We start from the raw sequence: 17,200 nt of genomic DNA, 5'->3' as shown, positions 1-17,200 counted from the left end.
ACCGTCCCGATGGGACTATAAAGTGCTTATAATGAGTATTTTGTATTTTGAAATGAGTTGCTTTTTACAGTCTATTCACTTTTCAATACCTTCACCGGGTTAGCCCTTGCTGCTTTCATTGTCTGCGAGCCAATCATAATAAAGGCAATTAGCAAGACTGCCATTAAGCCAATTAATAACTCCGTAACCTGTACGGGTGTATGATACGGAAAATTGCTAAGAACATATTTCTCAAAGAAAATGTAAGTGATAGGCAGCGCAATAAGTGCCGATATTGATAACATTACCAGAAAACCACGACTCAATAAATAGATAAGACTGCCAGCGCTTGCACCCATTACTTTGCGAATACTAATTTCTTTCAATCGGGTTTCAGTCGTAAAGGCTACCATGCCAAATAAACCCATTGATGAAATAGAAATGGCTAACAATGAAAGGAAGCCGATAATCTTTATCATGGCCGAAAATTCGCTATAGGCTTCTTCTATTTCTTCATTATAAAACTTGGCATCAAATACATGCACACGGTCAATTTTCTTCCATATTGCCTCAATTTTAGCCATAGTAGCCATTATATCTTTGCTTTGTATTTTGGCGTTCACTACGGCTCTGTCGCCCGGCACCCATGTCATAAACGCTACTGGCCCAATCAGATTCTCAACCTTGCCGTAGTGAAAGTCTTTTATTACGCCAACAATTTTCATCTTGCGTCCACGTATATTAAAATTGCTGAATGTAATCTCCTCATCGATTGCTTTCTGTGGGTTTTTGTTACTGATATTAAAGCGTTTCAAAAACTGCTCGTTCACAATTATTTCTCTTACGGCTTCGGATGTAGTGGGGCGTGCAACAAAATTTCCACCTGCAATAAACTTGTACTCGTGCAGTGGCAAGTAGTTTTCGTCCACATTGTTAGTCATAACTAGCGCAGAATCTCGAGAATCTTTGTATTTGATGAATCCACCCCATGCATTACCGACACTTGTAATGATAAGCGACCGAGATAATGATTTTACCTCCGGCATTTCGCTCAGTTCTTTCATAAATGCCTCGGGCTTATTGTCCTGCATATTTATGTTCAGAATATTTTCGGTATTGAAGCCTAAGTCGAACGAAAGTATGTTTTTATACTGCACATAGCCGATGGCGGTTGTTGTAATAAAAATAAGTGTGAGTGTATATTGAACTACTACAAGAGTTCGTCTAAGCGTCAGGTGTTTAAAGCCTTTAACCGAAGCCGCATTCCTAAGCGCATTAATGGCATTGACTTTCGAAAAGAATAATGCAGGCAGAAAACCAGCAATAACCCCAACAACAACAGAGAAAAAAATAAAAGCCGTAACCATAGGCAAAGTAAGCTCAAGCTTTACTGTGCGTTGCATTTCGGGAGCCAGACTTATTAGCTGCGGGCGTAATATGAGAAATAAAACAAATGAAAGCAGAAGTGCCGCCAGAGAAATCATGATTGACTCGACTAAAAACTGTGCCCATACTTGTCCCTTTTGCGCACCAATGGCTTTGCGAATGCCTATTTCCTTAAATCGACGCATGGCACGGGCTATCGAAAGATTGGTATAGTTGAAACAAGCTGATAGTATCACAACTAAGGCAAGCCCGCCTAGTATCCACAAAACAATCGGATGCATGTGTGGCCCTAAAGAGCCGGGGCCTCCTTCCGAACTATGGAAGTTTTCGCCAACTACAATATTATATAAAGGAAGAAGCTCAAGCTGTATTTTGGTTTTTTCGTCGGCAAGATTTTCCTCTTTTGCAATAGCATCAAGCTGCCGCTGGATTGAAACCATGTTGGCGTTCTCAGGCAAGCGTATATACACATAGTTTGCCGACATATTAGTCCATTTGTCGAAATTGTTGTTCTTGTTTATCTGTTCGGCTGTTGATAGTGAAACTAAAGCCTCAAAAGTGATGTGCGAAAAGAAAGGAACATCTTTCATTAAACCCGTTACCTGATAGTCTGCGATACCGAATCTAATCATTTTGCCTACCACATTTTCATTGCCAAATAATTTTCTGGCAGAGGTTTGAGTCAGCACAATAGAATAGGGGTTTTTCAGAGCTGTTTCAGGATTTCCTTGTAACATTGGAAATGTAAAAACTTTAAACACCGATGGGTCGGCCCAGAAGCCTTTCACGGGTAGAATATTATCTCCAACCGTTGCATCTTCCGAAAAATCGTGGCGCATAATCGTTACTTCTTCTACCCCACTTACTTTCTGCCTGATAAGCTTTCCGGCTTTGATTGATGTAGTAGCAAACTTGCCGCTTTGTACACGATTCTCACGCACTACGTTGGTGATTCTATAAATCCGGTCACCGTTCTTGTGAAATCTGTCATACGAACGTAGGTCGAGCACGAATGCAATAAGCAGCAGGCCGACAGACATACTAATGGCAAGACCAACTATATTGATGCTCGAAAACATTTTGTTACGCAGTAAATTGCGTTTAGAGGTTTTGATGTAGCTTCCAATCATAAGTTTGCTTAATAAAAAGGTTAATAGATTTTACTCTTTTTACGTTGGTAAAAATACATTGGGAATATAAGCTAAATAAAAAAATGATGTAAAATGCCCTGAAAATGGGATGAATTATTGAGGTTTTATCTAAATCAAGGAAATCATGTTAATCTGTTGAAAAACTAAGAAAGTGTTTGAGTTAAATTTTGGAGATAAAAAAGAATGATTAACTCAAACAGTTTCTAAAATGCTGTAAATCATCTATTTGGGCTACCATCTAAAAAACATTAAGAAATTTTAACAATCTCACAGCGTTCATGAATTTTTAAACGTCTTATGTATAGAGTTAATACATACTCATCTAACAAACAAATAAGTAAGTGGCAAAGATTTAGACTGGAACGGTAATACTTACGACTTATAAATTTTAAACGGTTTTGCTTATGCGTTACGTAAGAAAAATAAACCCTGATGAAGTGGATTTTTTGAGAGAAGTGTCTCGTCGTAGCCGAAACTACCGAGAACGTGAGCGGGCAAAAGCCATACTATTAAGTTTTAAAGGCTATAACGTAACGACATTGTCAGACATTTTTGAGGTGAGCAGAGCAACCATCACTAATTGGTTAGATGCTTGGGAGGCAAGAGGAACAAAAGGTCTGAAAGATTTACCCAAGCAATCGCAGAGTGTTCTTGTAAAAAAAGTGAATAGTGCAGCGTTGGCAAACAAGGAACTCAATTTATCATTGAAAAACTTTTGAAACAAATCTACTTCTATTTTTATTAAAGTTTGTCTCTTATAGGGGCAAACTTTTTTTGTGCCCTTATTGCTCAAAATTTGAATAACTTCATTGCTTTATTTTCAAAAAACTAGATATTTACCTATGAATTGCATCACAAACTAAATAGGAGGGTATAGTATGAAACCTGATTTTTCTAAGATAAAGCTTTTTGAAATACAAGAAACTCCAACTGAATCGTTGCGGGCAAGTACACCTGTTTTCAAAACAGCCGAAGGTATATCCATTAAGCCAAGATTTACAGCAGCTGATATTCAAGATGCAGAGCATCTACATTTTTCGGCCGGAATACCTCCTTTTTTAAGAGGGCCATATACCACTATGTATGTGATGCAACCCTGGACAATAAGACAATATGCAGGCTTTTCTACTGCCGAAGAGTCGAATGCTTTCTATCGTAGAAATCTGGCGGCTGGGCAAAAGGGGCTATCAGTAGCATTCGATTTGGCAACGCATAGAGGTTATGACTCAGACCACCCAAGGGTTGTAGGCGATGTAGGAAAAGCGGGCGTAGCCATAGATTCGGTAGAAGATATGAAGATTCTTTTCGACCAGATACCTTTAAATGAAATGTCGGTTTCGATGACCATGAATGGAGCAGTACTGCCAATCATGGCATTTTATATAGTAGCTGCCGAAGAGCAGGGAGTAAGCCCACAGCAACTCTCAGGAACTATCCAGAACGATATTCTGAAAGAATTTATGGTGCGTAATACCTACATTTATCCACCAGAGTTTTCGATGCGGATAGTAGGCGATATATTTTCGTATACGTCTCAGTTCATGCCCAAATTCAACTCAATTTCTATTTCGGGTTACCATATTCATGAAGCAGGTGCACCTGCGCATCTGGAGCTAGCTTATACTCTAGCCGATGGATTAGAGTACATTCGTACAGGCATAGCCGCCGGAATGGATATTGATGATTTTGCACCAAGGTTATCGTTTTTTTGGGGAATCGGCATGAACCATTTTATGGAAATCGCCAAAATGCGTGCAGGCCGACTTTTATGGGCAAAAATTGTAAAACAGTTTAACCCAAAAAATCCAAAGTCTTTAGCTTTACGCACACACTGCCAGACCTCCGGCTGGTCACTGACTGAGCAAGACCCGTTCAATAATGTAGCCCGTACAGCCATTGAAGCTATGGCGGCGGCATTGGGGCATACCCAATCTTTACATACCAATTCATTAGATGAGGCTATTGCTTTACCTACCGATTTTTCGGCACGTATTGCCCGCAATACACAATTATACATTCAGCACGAGACCGAAATTTGTCGGGTAGTAGACCCTTGGGGTGGTTCATACTATGTTGAATACCTTACCAAAGAACTAGTACAAAAAGCCTGGGCATTGATTGAAGAAGTAGAACAATTAGGAGGAATGACCAAGGCTATTGACACGGGCTTGCCTAAAATGCGTATTGAGGAAGCTGCTGCCCGAAAACAGGCTCGTATTGATGCAGGTAAAGATGTAATTGTGGGGGTAAATAAATACAGAACCAATACTGAAACAGACATAGAATTGCTTGAAGTTGATAACCAGAATGTGAGAAGAAAGCAGATTGAAAGGCTGGAGAAAATCAAGCGCGAAAGAAATAACGAAGAGGTTGAAAAGATTTTAAATAAAATTACCGAGGTAACAGCACAAGCCACAGGCGCAATAGACGATAATTTGCTGGTACTGGCAGTAGAGGCTGCCCGTAAGCGTGCTACCTTGGGCGAAATATCTGATGCTATGGAAAAAATTGTAGGTCGTCATAAAGCAACTATCCGTTCTATTTCGGGGGTCTATCAATCAGAGGTTTCTGATGATGAAAACTTTAGAATTGCCAAAGAAATGACTGATAAGTTTGCCGAACTGGAAGGTCGTCGTCCACGAATAATGGTAGCTAAAATGGGACAAGACGGGCACGATAGGGGCGCTAAAGTAATAGCCACCAGCTTTGCCGATTTAGGCTTTGATGTTGACATTGGTCCGCTTTTTCAAACACCCGAAGAGACTGCCCGACAAGCAGCCGAAAATGACGTACACATTGTTGGCGCATCGAGCTTAGCGGCAGGCCATAAAACACTGGTGCCACAGTTAATAGAAGAACTTAAAAAGCTTGGCCGTGAAGACATTATGGTAATTGCCGGAGGGGTGATTCCTGCACAGGATTATCAGTTTTTATATGATGCGGGCGTAAAAGGCGTTTTTGGCCCCGGTACGGTTATTTCAGTAGCAGCACAGAAGATATTGAAAGAGTTGATGGCAGAGTAATAGGTAGATGAAATTTATTAATATTTTAGGGAGAGGTTTCTGGCCTCTCCCTTTTTATTCATCACTGGGAGGATAGCACATTCAAAACACTACCTATTGGAGCATTTATCTGGTTATTGCCATAAGAAAATACTTTTCCAGCGCCAAGACCTACATTTACATCATTATTAAGAACAGATGTATTTGAGAGTCTGATAACTGAAGTAGCAGTTTCTGCAAATATACCTCTGCTATTGTTTGCAATAAAAGAATTAAAAACATTTACCAAAGCACCCGCTTGCGCATTTACAGCTGTGCCGATTCCTTGTATATTTACATTATCAAGAGATACAAATGCTGTGTCGGCTGTGGTAGCAACTGATATGCCTGGTACTGTCGATATATTACTTGTAATATTTACATTTTTTAGTGTAAGTAAGCCTTTAGTAGCTAGTGCTACAGAGATAATATTTGTGCCAAAATTGCTGATGGTACAATCTTCAATATGTACTTTTTTACCTGCAATGTATCTTATACCATTAGTGCCCGGAGAAGTTGTGGAACCACCGTTAATAGACAAATTACGGATAATAACCACGTCGTTAGGGCCAGCATTTATATTAATACCATTGGTGCCAGAACCAAGTATACTTGCCATTGTGCCCCTGCCATCTATTGTAATAGCTTTTGTAATAGTAACCGCTCCATAGCCACCAGGGTCTAATACCGATATTTCGCCTCCAGCGGCAGTTTTAGAAATGGCTCCGGCAAAGGTTTTACAAGGTGCTGTACGGCTACACGGGTTTACGTCGTCTCCTACACCAGAAACCCAAGTGCGTGTAGCTTGGGCAAATGTTTGATGTTGAAACGCAACAAGAAACACTAATGTGATATATATGTAAAATGATTTTTTCATCGGAAATGTCTTTTAGAATAAATTATATGATTGAAATCTAGAAGCGTCTGATAGCTCTTACTCTGTAAGTATTGCTTTTGGAGGCAGGAGTTTGAGCCCCTGTACTGAAATTTACAAAATTTGCTGTTTCTGATACAAATCCTGAATTAGCAGGTATTTCGGTAGAACTCCAATATGAATTAGTATTGCCACTCATACCAATGCTATTTTTTACCTGATACATCATATAAAGTTCGGTTTTAGAGGGTAGGTACCAATCGCCATAGTCGCCACCATTGAATTGTGCTGCTGCAAATGCTGCATAAGTCCCATTGCCTTGCTTATCAACTATCAGTTCAGTATTCGTCTGGCCGCCATAAATGCCCGACCTCACGGCATTGGTATTCATGTTGCTGTTATTTAGCCATTTCATGCTAATACCTAAACCGTAATCGGTGGCAGCAGCTACCAAACCGTGCTGGCCAGAGTCATCAACATAAAAAATAATACCTCCCTGTGCACTTTGGCCTACGGTGTACATAATTTCGGCTGTATTAAACATCGGAACCCATACCGAGCCATTATAAGTATAAGGGCCAACGCCTGTGGCGCAATTATTACAGTATATCTGCATGCCAGCCGTTGGAGCACTTATAGCAGTACGTTGCGCTTGACTCATACGAGGCATAAGAAAACCCTTGATTGTTGACTTGGCATCTATAATACTACTGGCAGTGTTTTTAGGGTCGATAGTTACACTTTGTGCTTTGGAGGAAAAATATGAGCAAACACACAAAGTTGTAACCGTGAAGATAGAAAGGCAATATTTTTTCATGGTTCTGCTTTAATGTAAATAATAGATTATTGTTAATGTTGATTATCTCAAAATTACATAAAGCATATAAATTTTTATAATTTATAGAAGCAAATTCATGCTTTGCGTTATAAAAAATCCTCGTTTTTTTATCTGGTGGTCATTTGGCTTTTGTATTGAAGAACGTTTATAGTTAAGTCTCAATCAATTATTTGTTATATTTGCTAAGAGATGTACAACACAGAGAATGTTTAAAAAACTGATTTTGCCCGATTGGCAAGCATTTAAACATTGTTTTATTATTAAAAATACTCCACCTACACTAGACACAATTTATGAAAAAAATACTTCTTGTAGAAGATGAAATCAGCGTAGTCAGCTTTATCAGAAGCGGTTTATCGGAAGAGAACTATGCCGTTTCGGTGGCACTTGATGGTACCACAGGTGCTAGCATGGCTTTAGCCAGTGAGTTTGACCTGATTGTGCTTGACATTATGTTGCCTGATAAAAATGGCTTGGAAATATGCAAGGAACTTCGCGCCAACGATATTCAAACACCTATTTTGTTTCTTACAGCCTTGGGGACTTCTGAAAATATAGCTTTAGGTCTCAACACCGGAGCAGATGATTATCTCGTAAAACCATTTAAGTTTATAGAACTAAGTGCCAGAATCAAAGCTCTGTTGCGCAGATCTGTTATTAAAACCGAAATAGTAAACGAGTCTAGCAATAATATCTATACAATGGCTGACCTGCGAATCAATGATGATGCCAAAACAGTTGAAAGAAGCGGAAGTCTTATTTCGCTCACAGCTACAGAGTATAGGCTCTTATTAACTTTGATGAAAAATCGGGGAAAAGTGTTATCGAGGATGGATTTACTCGAAAGTGCTTGGGATATTAACTTCGATTTAGGTACAAACGTAGTAGACGTATATATAAACTACCTACGCAAAAAATTAGATTCAGACAATAAACAGAAACTAATTCATACGGTTATTGGTATGGGTTATGTATTAAAAGAAGCATGAAAACACAAACCAGCATAGCGGTATCGTTAGTTGTATTCAATATTGCCATACTACTCTTATTTGGTATCGGGATATACTTCTTCCTGAACGAATACTCTTATGTTGATTTTTATAAAAGATTAGAAACCCGTGCCACAATTGGTGCAAAGTATAATCTTAAAATTGATACTGCCAATGCCGAGACTTTTAAGAAAATAAGAGAGCAGCATTTAGAAAAACTCGAGGCAGAGCGTGAGTATATCATCAATGTAAATGCCAATACGTCTTTAGAAGAAGCGGCCGAAAAATACAAAGTGCCTTTGTCGTTGCTAAAATCTATTATGAAAGATAACAAAGGCCGTTATCAGGAAGGAAACGTGTTTTATAATGGTATCAAACTGAATCATAACAATATTACTTATCTGGTAATAGTGTCAGCACATAACAGGTTTGTGTCTCATCACCTTATTTTTCTTCGAAACATACTGCTCTGGGGATTATTATTTACAGTAGTAGTTACGGTCTACCTTTCTATTTATTTCTCGAAACATTTTTTTGACCCTATCAGAGAAATGATAGAAAAGGTAAAACAGATTAGTACCGAGAATATCCACCTCAGGGTGAAAGAGACCGAAAATAACAACGAAATCAGTGAATTGGCCGGAACTTTCAACGATTTGCTAAACAGGATAGAGACTGCCTTTGAGACACAGAAAAACTTTATCAGCAATGCCTCGCACGAACTGGCTACACCACTTACAGCTATTATGGGCGAAGCAGAAGTAGCCCTTATTAAAGAACGTAAACCAGAAGAATATCAGCATGTATTAAATAATGTGTTACAGCAAGCCGAGCGGTTAAATCAGATAACCAAATCTTTGCTTTTTCTGGCTCAAACCGGGTATAAAGGCAAGAAAATAGTATTTGAAGTGTTGCGGCTCGATGAGGTAATCTGGGAAGTAAAAAGGCTTATCGACCGCCTGAATCCTGAAAACAAAATTATGGTAGATTTAAGCCTTCTGCCCGAAGACCCCAAGAAATTGAAAATTAATGGTAATAAACAATTGTTGCACTTAGCATTGGCAAATATCCTAAACAATGCCTGCAAGTATTCGCACAATAAACCTGTGGCAGTGCATATAGGTGCTAGCCAAGAGCAGGTGTTGCTCTTTATTAAAGACCAGGGTATTGGTATTCCTGAAAGCGAAATTCCTTTTATTTATGACCCCTTTTTCAGGGCTTCTAATACACATTTATTTGAGGGCTACGGTATTGGCCTTCCGTTATCACGTAATATTATTAAACTTCATAATGGTACGCTAACTGTTACTTCTAAGGTCGGTAGTGGCACTAGCGTGCAGATAAATTTCCCTCTGGCGAAACTTATTAAATAATTTCTAATCTTATTTTAATCTCTCTAATAGCATTCTAATTTGGTTCTTAGGCAAGCCTAATATGGTTTTCAGAATTTTGTGCTTGTAACAATCAAATGTTTAGGTATGCTGAAAACTATATTAGTTCCAATTGACTTTCGTGTAGCTTCTTTAAACACGTTAAAATATGCCCTTGAAAAAAGTTCGGGTGAGCCACATCGAGTACTACTTATTTATGCTGAGTATCTTGAAGACTCTATTACAGAATTATTGTTTTATAGGCCTGAAAGTAAGATAGCCAGTAAGATTACACCTGAATTCAGAAATGCTCTTGAGGTACTCCGAAACAGGTTTGAATTTCAGATTGCAGAGCTGGAAATTAAACTATTTCATAACCGTAGCAGAAGAGGGTTAAGACGTTTCGTAGAAAATAATAGCGTTGAAGCTATTTATATTCCACAAAAATATCGTTTAAAAATGCCAAAGAAAGCTTTTGACTTGGTTTCAATTATCAGACAAACTTTTATTGATTTTGAAGAGATTGATTGGCCACAAGATGCTACCGTTACTTCAGAAAAAGACCACCTCGAATATTTGTTTAGTAAGTAATAACAAAAGCAGTTTTGGTTTATTTACTCAGGTAACCAATAAGGAACTTCTTGTTGGTGCCATAAAATAAAAAAAATCAGGCTCAAATGTTTATGCTGCCTGTATCAATAGAAATACTAACGGAAACAGCATGAAATGAAGTAGGCGTTTCCTCAGTATTGATTCCCTTTTTGCTTTATATGTGTTAAGAGTATATTATAAAGATGAATCACACTTTTATGAAGAGCCATCAGAGTTTTCTGATGGCTCAATTTTTTATTAATGACTTACGAAATGGTAGCGGCCTGATGCTTGTATTCGCTTGGCGATAATTTAAATTTTTTCTTAAACATCCGGTTGAAATAAGAAAGGCTGTTGAACCCGCTTTCAAAATACACATCTTTGATACGAAACTCAGGGTTCTTCAACAGGCTGGATGCTAGCTTTATTCTCTCCTCAATAATAAATTCAATAGGCGAAAGCCCCAGTTCTTCTTTAAAAACCCTATAAAAATTAGATTCGCTCATGCAGGCAATTTTGCAGAGTTGTTCTACCTGAATATGTTCCCTTATATTTTCTTTAATATAGCCCACCACGTGGGCAATGCGGTTGTTTGACGAGAGCTTGTTTGCGTTTTTAGAATAAAACGTCTTGGTTTCGGTTTGCACAATCCTGATTATTAATTCCTGAATCATCAAGTCGGCAAAAATATCTTTCGACGGGTGTTGCTCTGTAAAAATGAAAATCAGGCGTTGCAGAATATGCTGAATGGCTACATCGTTGGTAAAATGAAAATTACTATTAGTAAACTTCCATTCCTGATTATCTATTTTAGGTCTTATCTCGTTCAGATTATCCAGTATTTTATCTAAGCGTGCCTGCTCAAAAGCCATTGCAAGGCACTTGGTTGGGTTTTTTATACTTGCTTCGGGGAAATCGATACACATCACCTCGTCAGACGGCAGAATAACCGACTCGCCGGGTAAAAAATCAAAGTCCATGTGCTGGTTTAGGTGCATTATTTTCTTACCCATCAGCATACTGGCTAATACGGGGTCTGAAAACTTAAGGTAAACATTTTCGGCTTGTTGGTGCGTCTCAAATATGCTTAGCTCAGTGTGGTCTAGCGTAAAAGTTGACCTATTCTCTACGAGGGTTTCAATTTTCCGGCTCCTCAAAAATGACTCTGTTAATTCCATAACTTATCATTGTTTAAATATCACTATTCAAATATAATATATAAATAATTATTTTGATACACCCTTTTGCACAATTAGAGGATAGTTCATCTTTTTGGGAGAAAAGGTAAAAGAAATATAAATTTGTCAAGATAGTTTTGCATAAGATTTATCTCTTACACTATTAAACGACCAAAACTATGTCTGAATTGCTTGAAAAAGAGAGGGTGCAGATTGCTGCCCCAAGATTTAAAAATCAGTATGAGAATTTTATCGGTGGTAAATGGGTACCGCCTGTGAGAGGGCAGTATTTCGACAACGTTTCTCCGGTTGATGGAAAAGTGTTTACCTCAGTAGCTAGGTCAACAGAAGAAGATATTGAAAAAGCACTTGATGCTGCATGGACAGCCGCTTCGCATTGGAACAATACATCGGCTACCGAAAGAAGCAATATCTTATTGAAGATTGCTGATATAATGGAAAAGAATATGGAAGTGCTGGCAAAGGTAGAAACCTGGGATAACGGCAAGCCTGTGCGAGAAACAATGGCGGCCGACTTACCATTGGCTATTGACCATTTCAGATATTTTGCAGGTGTTATCAGAGCCGAAGAAGGCTCGGCAAGTGAGTTAGATGCTAATACATTATCGCTCAATATTCTGGAACCACTAGGCGTTGTCGGGCAGATTATTCCGTGGAATTTTCCTTTATTAATGGCCGCATGGAAAGTTGCTCCGGCACTAGCAGCAGGTAACTGCGTAGTATTGAAACCGGCTGAACAAACACCGGTAGGTATCCTGATTCTGATGGAACTGATACAAGATGTGTTACCTGCCGGAGTATTAAATGTGGTAAATGGCTTTGGTATTGAGGCAGGTAAACCGCTGGCGTCAAACCCACGTATCAACAAAATTGCTTTTACAGGTGAAACCACTACGGGACAATTGATTATGCAATATGCCTCTAAAAACATCATTCCGGTTACTTTAGAGTTGGGTGGTAAGTCTCCGAATATTTTCTTCAAAAGTATCATGGATGCCGATGATGAGTTTTTTGATAAATGTCTGGAAGGTGCGGTGCTTTTTGCCCTGAATCAAGGCGAAGTATGTACTTGTCCATCAAGGATATTGGTAGAAGAGAGCATTTTTGATGCATTTATTGAGAGAGTAGTTGAACGTACCAAAGCTATCAAGCTAGGGCATCCGCTTGACCCAACTACCATGATGGGAGCCCAGGCATCAAACGACCAGTACGAGAAAATTCTGAATTACATCGAAATCGGAAAAGAAGAAGGTGCCGAAGTTTTAACAGGTGGCGGTGCAGCTTATAATGAAGGATTAGAGGGTGGCTACTATATCCAACCAACTATATTTAAGGGTAATAACAAAATGCGTATTTTCCAGGAAGAAATCTTTGGGCCTGTGGTTTGTGTAACCACGTTTAAAGACGAAGCCGAAGCGCTGGAAATTGCCAATGATACACTTTATGGTTTAGGTGCAGGAGTCTGGACACGTGATACGCATCAAGCCTATAAAGTAGCGAGAGGAATCAAAGCGGGTAGAGTATGGGTAAACTGCTATCATGCGTATCCGGCTCATGCGCCGTTTGGTGGTTATAAGAAATCGGGTATAGGTCGTGAAACACACAAGATGATGCTGAGCCATTATCGCCAGACCAAAAATATGCTTATTTCTTACGATAAGAATAAATTAGGATTCTTCTGATAAAGAACCTGTTTAAGCAGGTTCAAATAGAATGATGGAAAGATGAAGGAGGGAGGGGTATATTCTCCCTCTTCTCATTATTACCTTAATTTATAAAAATATGGAGCAAGTACAAAGAGTAGATATAAGCCCCGAGGCAACCCAACTGGTTGAAAAACTAAAGAAAGACTACGGCAAGCTAATATTTCATCAGAGCGGTGGTTGTTGCGATGGCTCTGCGCCTATGTGTTTTCAGAAAGACGAAATGTATATTGATGACAACGATGTATTGCTGGGCTATGTAGCCGACTGCCCCTTTTATATGTCAAGAGACCAGTTTGAGTACTGGAAACACACCCACCTTACGCTAGATGTTGTAAAAGGCAGAGGCGCTAGTTTTTCTTTGGAAATTCCTTTAGGAGTCAGGTTTATTATTAAATCCCGATTGCTAACACAGGAAGAGTATCCGGTAGAAAATACATTACTGAGTTAAAATTTTCACTGTAACTAATAGCTGTCCTACATGCCTTGTTGTATGCTCTGCAGAGTGGGTTAATAGTCCGATAACCGTAGACGGTAATTTGGCTCGACCCACCTCTCGGGCATCAGTAAGGGTATTTACATCAGTATTTTCTAATGCTGTAATTGCGTGTGCTATTTGTTTATCAAAAGCTGCTAAAAGTTCTTTTAAACTAATATTCTCATTTGCTTTTCCTTCGGCCGATAGAGCACTCATCTGCTCGCTTGTTAATGCTTCACCACGTGCATAAGTAAAAAGTCTATCTAAAACGCCTGTAAGATGTTGCAGATGAAAAGCCGGAGATGCCACACCGGCAGGGCGTTCCCACAAGAGTTTATCAGGGAAACTGGCTAGCATTGTGTGTACTTCTTCTTGTGCTTGTAACAAAGCGTGCGCAACGGGTTGTAACAAAGCAGGAATCTGTGGGAGTGGACCTCGCAGCCACACTTCTAATTGCTGATTAGCCATCTTTAAGCTTATTTTTCTTATTCTTCTTTTTGCTTGGCTTTACTTTGTCGCCAATTATAATACAAAGATACCGTTTTGTTTTTTATGTTTTTGAACAAAATATCTACAAGGCTACAAGTATGTTAATCATCACTATCGCCACCTCCGTAAGCCGCGCTTTTGGTTTCGTTTTCGTTTGAATAATAAAAGGCGTGGATTCGAGCCACATCTCTCAGAAAATCAACATTCAGTATTTCTACTCTATGAATCGGCAAACCTATACGTTTCCGTAAATCTTCAATCATTTCTTCTCGTCGCTCAGGTACTACCAGTTCTACCTTTTCGTAGCGAATCTCTCTGAAGTTTTCATGCTTGATATTCAGCCCGTGCTCTAAGCCGAATGTGAGCCCTACTACCAGAACATCGGCCATTACTAATTCAAAGTTTTCCATGCTAAGAGGTGTAAGGGCATTAATAATACCAATAGCCACGCAAACAAAGAAATAGCCCATTTCTCGCACAGGAACCGTAACCGTGCGGTATCTAATAATAGAAAATATAGCAAATAGCCCAAAAGCAAAGCCCATTTTGAGCTTGGTTGTACTCAACAGAAAACAGATAAGGAAATTGACGACATTGAATAAGAAAAAGGTAAATACAAAGTCTTTGTTTTTATAGCGATTGTAATAAATACCACGCACCAGAATCAGAATAACAAGCATATTGAGCAAAAACCTTACGCCAAATTCAAAAGCTATATTGCCTCCTAAAAACTGATTAATGGCACGTGATGAGCCTTCGAGTTCTTCCATACTAAAATATTTATTTAGTGATTTAGTGAATGAATGATTGAGTGATTTTAATAATGGTGAATTGCGAATGGTGAATTAGTGAATAATTGTGCTTTAGCTCTAGTTTATTAAAATAATCGCTAATTCGTCATTCACTAATTCGCAATTATAATAATCACTCAATCGCTAAATCACTAATTCACTCAATATTTTATTAAGCTTCAACAATACAGGTTTAAACGAATTGCGTTTTACGTTTTCTAAAGAGGCAATGCCTACCGAATATTTGCTGAAATTAGATTGAGAGATATGTCTCTTTTTAAAGCTTTGCACAATAGGGCTAAATACAGAACCCTTGTCTTGTTTGATTTCGGCTACTATTAAACCTTGGTTAGATTTCTGTAATTCGCCTTTCTGAAATACAAGATTGAGGTCTAGGGTGAGGCGTTCGCTAAAATCTTTTCTGACTAAGGTAATGCGGTCGAAATATATCCATAGCTGGTCGTGCAGGCGCTCGGGTTTTTGTAAAAAACAATTGAATAATTGATAATCGGCATTTTGTAGCTCTTTGTTAAGGTTTAGGCGTTCTTCACGGTATTTAACTGTGCGACTATTGCTTATTTTCTTTTTTACTTCAAAAAACACCAGCCCGGTATCAGAGTAGCGACGGTAGCGAATTTTAAGTCGATTCGGCTTACCGTTATGATGCTGATAATACAATTTATAATCGTTGGTATCAAAGTACAAAGACTCATAACTGTGCGAGCGTTTCTGATTGATTTCCAGTACGTGATAATAAGGTTTTATCTCGTCCAGAATTTCAGATAATACATTTTTATGAAAAATATATTTACTATCTATCCTGTTAAGCAACTTAACACGCTCGATTTCAGCCAGAGAAACACTATCAAATGTTTGCAGTACATTCATATTTGGTGTTAATGAGTTAGAACAACCTGTCAATTTACAGAATTTTCCTCAGACTATATACTGTTGTAATGCCCTTATAGAAAAAAGATTAACGGGAAATTCAATTTTACACTAGACGCAAAATATATGAAGCAGGTTGCTTCTGAATCTTCCTAGATTTTTTAAGAATGTTGTTTATCTTGCACTTAATAAGCATTGCTCTTGAGAAGGGCGAATAGAAATCTTACCTAATGTTGCATCATTCCTGAAAACTTGCCATAGGGCAATAATTATTTCATGATAGATTTTTTTCTTTGTGTATCATTAAAAGCATTCAAATATGGAGCATCTGCCTTTTTATATTGCCTTAGTTATGGGTCTTAGCACTTTTTTGTGCGTGTTTTTTTTAGCTAAGGCTTCGCCAGAATACACCACCCGGATACTAATTATTGCAAGCGCATGGCTTGTTTTGCAAGCTTTGGTAAGTGCAAGTGGTTTTTATGCCGATACCCAAGCCATGCCGCCGAGGCTTCTGCTGGCTATTGTGCCACCTATATTGCTAATCATTGGCTTGTTTGTTACCAAAAGCGGTAGACACTTTATTGATAAGCTCGATTTAAAAACACTAACACTATTGCATATTGTCAGAATACCCGTAGAATTGGTTTTGTTCTGGTTGTATTTGTATAAAAAAGTACCTGAGATTATGACATTTGAAGGGCAGAATTTTGATATTATTTCAGGTATTACCGCACCTATTGTTTACTATTTATACATAAAAGAGCGTATAGGCACGGGTATTATGCTTATGTGGAATTTTATGTGTCTTGTCTTACTCATTAATATTGTTTCTACCGCTATTTTATCGGCTCCTTTTGCTTTTCAACAGTTCGGTTTTGAGCAGCCCAATATTGCGGTTTTGTATTTCCCGTTCAACTGGCTGCCTTGCTGTATTGTGCCAATCGTTTTGTTTTCGCACGTAGTAGCTATCAAGAAGTTGATGGAGGAATAAAAAAAACAAGTGTCTGGTTTAAGCCAAACACTTGTTTTGTAAAATAGTAAACTTTAAAAACTCACTACGAAGCAGGTTAAATATCTTCTTATCAGGTGTTGTTATTATCCTTCACATTTTCATAAACACTAAACAATTTTACATAAATCTTTGAATGCGTATTGTTATACAAATACGCTTCAATAGCGGTTTTCTGGATTGTAAAATCTATAATATCGCACTCGAGACTATAAGTGCCTTTCTCAACTTTTTCTTGAAAAAAATAGTGTGATGAATACCCAAGGGTGCCAACCTTCTCGGGGTTAAATTGCACAAGTGCTTCATAGGTATATTTATTTAACAACTCCAGAACTTCTTCAAGGCTTATTTCATTTTCAATGATAATCTTGTAGTGGTGAGTAAACTCACGTGCATTATTACCGAAATCAATCATATTTTATTT

At 38.4% G+C, this 17,200-nt stretch carries 16 protein-coding genes; 8 read left to right on the top strand and 8 right to left on the bottom strand.

The genetic code is table 11. The features are described 5' to 3' along the window. Nucleotides 1–71: 71 nt before the first annotated feature. Nucleotides 72–2,495, bottom strand: coding sequence for an ABC transporter permease (locus tag WAE64_RS23670; RefSeq protein WP_340240497.1), 2,424 nt, complete (start codon nucleotides 2,493–2,495; stop codon nucleotides 72–74). 425 nt (nucleotides 2,496–2,920) lie between these two features. Between WAE64_RS23670 and WAE64_RS23665 the strand changes: the two genes are divergently transcribed. Next, on the top strand, nucleotides 2,921–3,235 hold the full coding sequence (locus WAE64_RS23665; RefSeq protein ID WP_340240496.1) for a helix-turn-helix domain-containing protein: 315 nt from the start codon (nucleotides 2,921–2,923) through the stop codon (nucleotides 3,233–3,235). A 159-nt stretch (nucleotides 3,236–3,394) separates the two neighbouring features. Beyond that, nucleotides 3,395–5,539: a methylmalonyl-CoA mutase gene (scpA, locus tag WAE64_RS23660; protein ID WP_340240494.1), complete on the top strand. Its 2,145-nt coding sequence runs from the start codon at nucleotides 3,395–3,397 to the stop codon at nucleotides 5,537–5,539. 61 nt (nucleotides 5,540–5,600) lie between these two features. Here scpA and WAE64_RS23655 read toward each other — a convergent pair whose 3' ends face one another. Continuing rightward, on the bottom strand, nucleotides 5,601–6,434 hold the full coding sequence (locus WAE64_RS23655) for a right-handed parallel beta-helix repeat-containing protein (RefSeq protein WP_340240493.1): 834 nt from the start codon (nucleotides 6,432–6,434) through the stop codon (nucleotides 5,601–5,603). A gap of 37 nt (nucleotides 6,435–6,471) precedes the next feature. Continuing rightward, entirely contained in the window at nucleotides 6,472–7,248 is a 777-nt protein-coding gene (locus WAE64_RS23650) for an Lcl C-terminal domain-containing protein (RefSeq protein WP_340240491.1), read from the bottom strand. 314 nt (nucleotides 7,249–7,562) lie between these two features. On the opposite strand from WAE64_RS23650, the gene WAE64_RS23645 reads away from it, so the two are divergent. The 3 genes from WAE64_RS23645 to WAE64_RS23635 all read left to right on the top strand — a co-directional run bounded on the left by WAE64_RS23645 (nucleotide 7,563) and on the right by WAE64_RS23635 (nucleotide 10,219). Beyond that, nucleotides 7,563–8,258, top strand: a complete 696-nt coding sequence (locus WAE64_RS23645; RefSeq protein WP_340240489.1) for a response regulator transcription factor — start codon at nucleotides 7,563–7,565, stop codon at nucleotides 8,256–8,258. Then, a complete protein-coding gene (locus WAE64_RS23640) occupies nucleotides 8,255–9,631 on the top strand; it encodes a HAMP domain-containing sensor histidine kinase (RefSeq protein ID WP_340240487.1) in 1,377 nt (458 codons plus the stop codon). The genes WAE64_RS23645 and WAE64_RS23640 overlap by 4 nt, the downstream gene beginning before the upstream one ends. A gap of 105 nt (nucleotides 9,632–9,736) precedes the next feature. Continuing rightward, nucleotides 9,737–10,219 (top strand): adenine nucleotide alpha hydrolase family protein, encoded by a 483-nt coding sequence (locus WAE64_RS23635; RefSeq protein WP_340240485.1) that lies wholly within the window; start codon nucleotides 9,737–9,739, stop codon nucleotides 10,217–10,219. A gap of 266 nt (nucleotides 10,220–10,485) precedes the next feature. Here WAE64_RS23635 and WAE64_RS23630 read toward each other — a convergent pair whose 3' ends face one another. Next, nucleotides 10,486–11,397, bottom strand: coding sequence for an AraC family transcriptional regulator (locus WAE64_RS23630; protein ID WP_340240482.1), 912 nt, complete (start codon nucleotides 11,395–11,397; stop codon nucleotides 10,486–10,488). A gap of 179 nt (nucleotides 11,398–11,576) precedes the next feature. On the opposite strand from WAE64_RS23630, the gene exaC reads away from it, so the two are divergent. Continuing rightward, nucleotides 11,577–13,100, top strand: a complete 1,524-nt coding sequence (gene exaC, locus WAE64_RS23625) for an acetaldehyde dehydrogenase ExaC (protein WP_340240480.1) — start codon at nucleotides 11,577–11,579, stop codon at nucleotides 13,098–13,100. A 100-nt stretch (nucleotides 13,101–13,200) separates the two neighbouring features. Continuing rightward, complete coding sequence (locus WAE64_RS23620; protein ID WP_340240478.1) at nucleotides 13,201–13,572, top strand: DUF779 domain-containing protein; 372 nt, start codon at nucleotides 13,201–13,203, stop codon at nucleotides 13,570–13,572. Here WAE64_RS23620 and WAE64_RS23615 read toward each other — a convergent pair. The 3 genes from WAE64_RS23615 to WAE64_RS23605 all read right to left on the bottom strand — a co-directional run bounded on the left by WAE64_RS23615 (nucleotide 13,561) and on the right by WAE64_RS23605 (nucleotide 15,767). Next, complete coding sequence (locus WAE64_RS23615; protein WP_340240476.1) at nucleotides 13,561–14,067, bottom strand: DinB family protein; 507 nt, start codon at nucleotides 14,065–14,067, stop codon at nucleotides 13,561–13,563. The two genes, WAE64_RS23620 and WAE64_RS23615, sit on opposite strands and share 12 nt — an antisense overlap. A 122-nt stretch (nucleotides 14,068–14,189) precedes the next feature. Further along, entirely contained in the window at nucleotides 14,190–14,858 is a 669-nt protein-coding gene (locus WAE64_RS23610) for a DUF4956 domain-containing protein (RefSeq protein ID WP_340240474.1), read from the bottom strand. A gap of 165 nt (nucleotides 14,859–15,023) precedes the next feature. Continuing rightward, on the bottom strand, nucleotides 15,024–15,767 hold the full coding sequence (locus WAE64_RS23605; RefSeq protein WP_340240472.1) for a polyphosphate polymerase domain-containing protein: 744 nt from the start codon (nucleotides 15,765–15,767) through the stop codon (nucleotides 15,024–15,026). 319 nt (nucleotides 15,768–16,086) lie between these two features. On the opposite strand from WAE64_RS23605, the gene WAE64_RS23600 reads away from it, so the two are divergent. Next, on the top strand, nucleotides 16,087–16,758 hold the full coding sequence (locus WAE64_RS23600; protein ID WP_340240470.1) for a hypothetical protein: 672 nt from the start codon (nucleotides 16,087–16,089) through the stop codon (nucleotides 16,756–16,758). Nucleotides 16,759–16,849: 91 nt separating this feature from the next. Here the strand turns inward: WAE64_RS23600 and WAE64_RS23595 are convergent, their stop codons facing one another. After that, nucleotides 16,850–17,191, bottom strand: a complete 342-nt coding sequence (locus WAE64_RS23595; RefSeq protein ID WP_340240468.1) for a hypothetical protein — start codon at nucleotides 17,189–17,191, stop codon at nucleotides 16,850–16,852. Nucleotides 17,192–17,200: the final 9 nt, after the last annotated feature.

Origin of the sequence: Emticicia soli (assembly GCF_037860775.1) — a bacterium.
GTDB classification, from domain to species: Bacteria; Bacteroidota; Bacteroidia; order Cytophagales; family Spirosomataceae; genus Emticicia; species Emticicia soli.
This window is presented reverse-complemented; position numbering and strand designations above follow the sequence as displayed.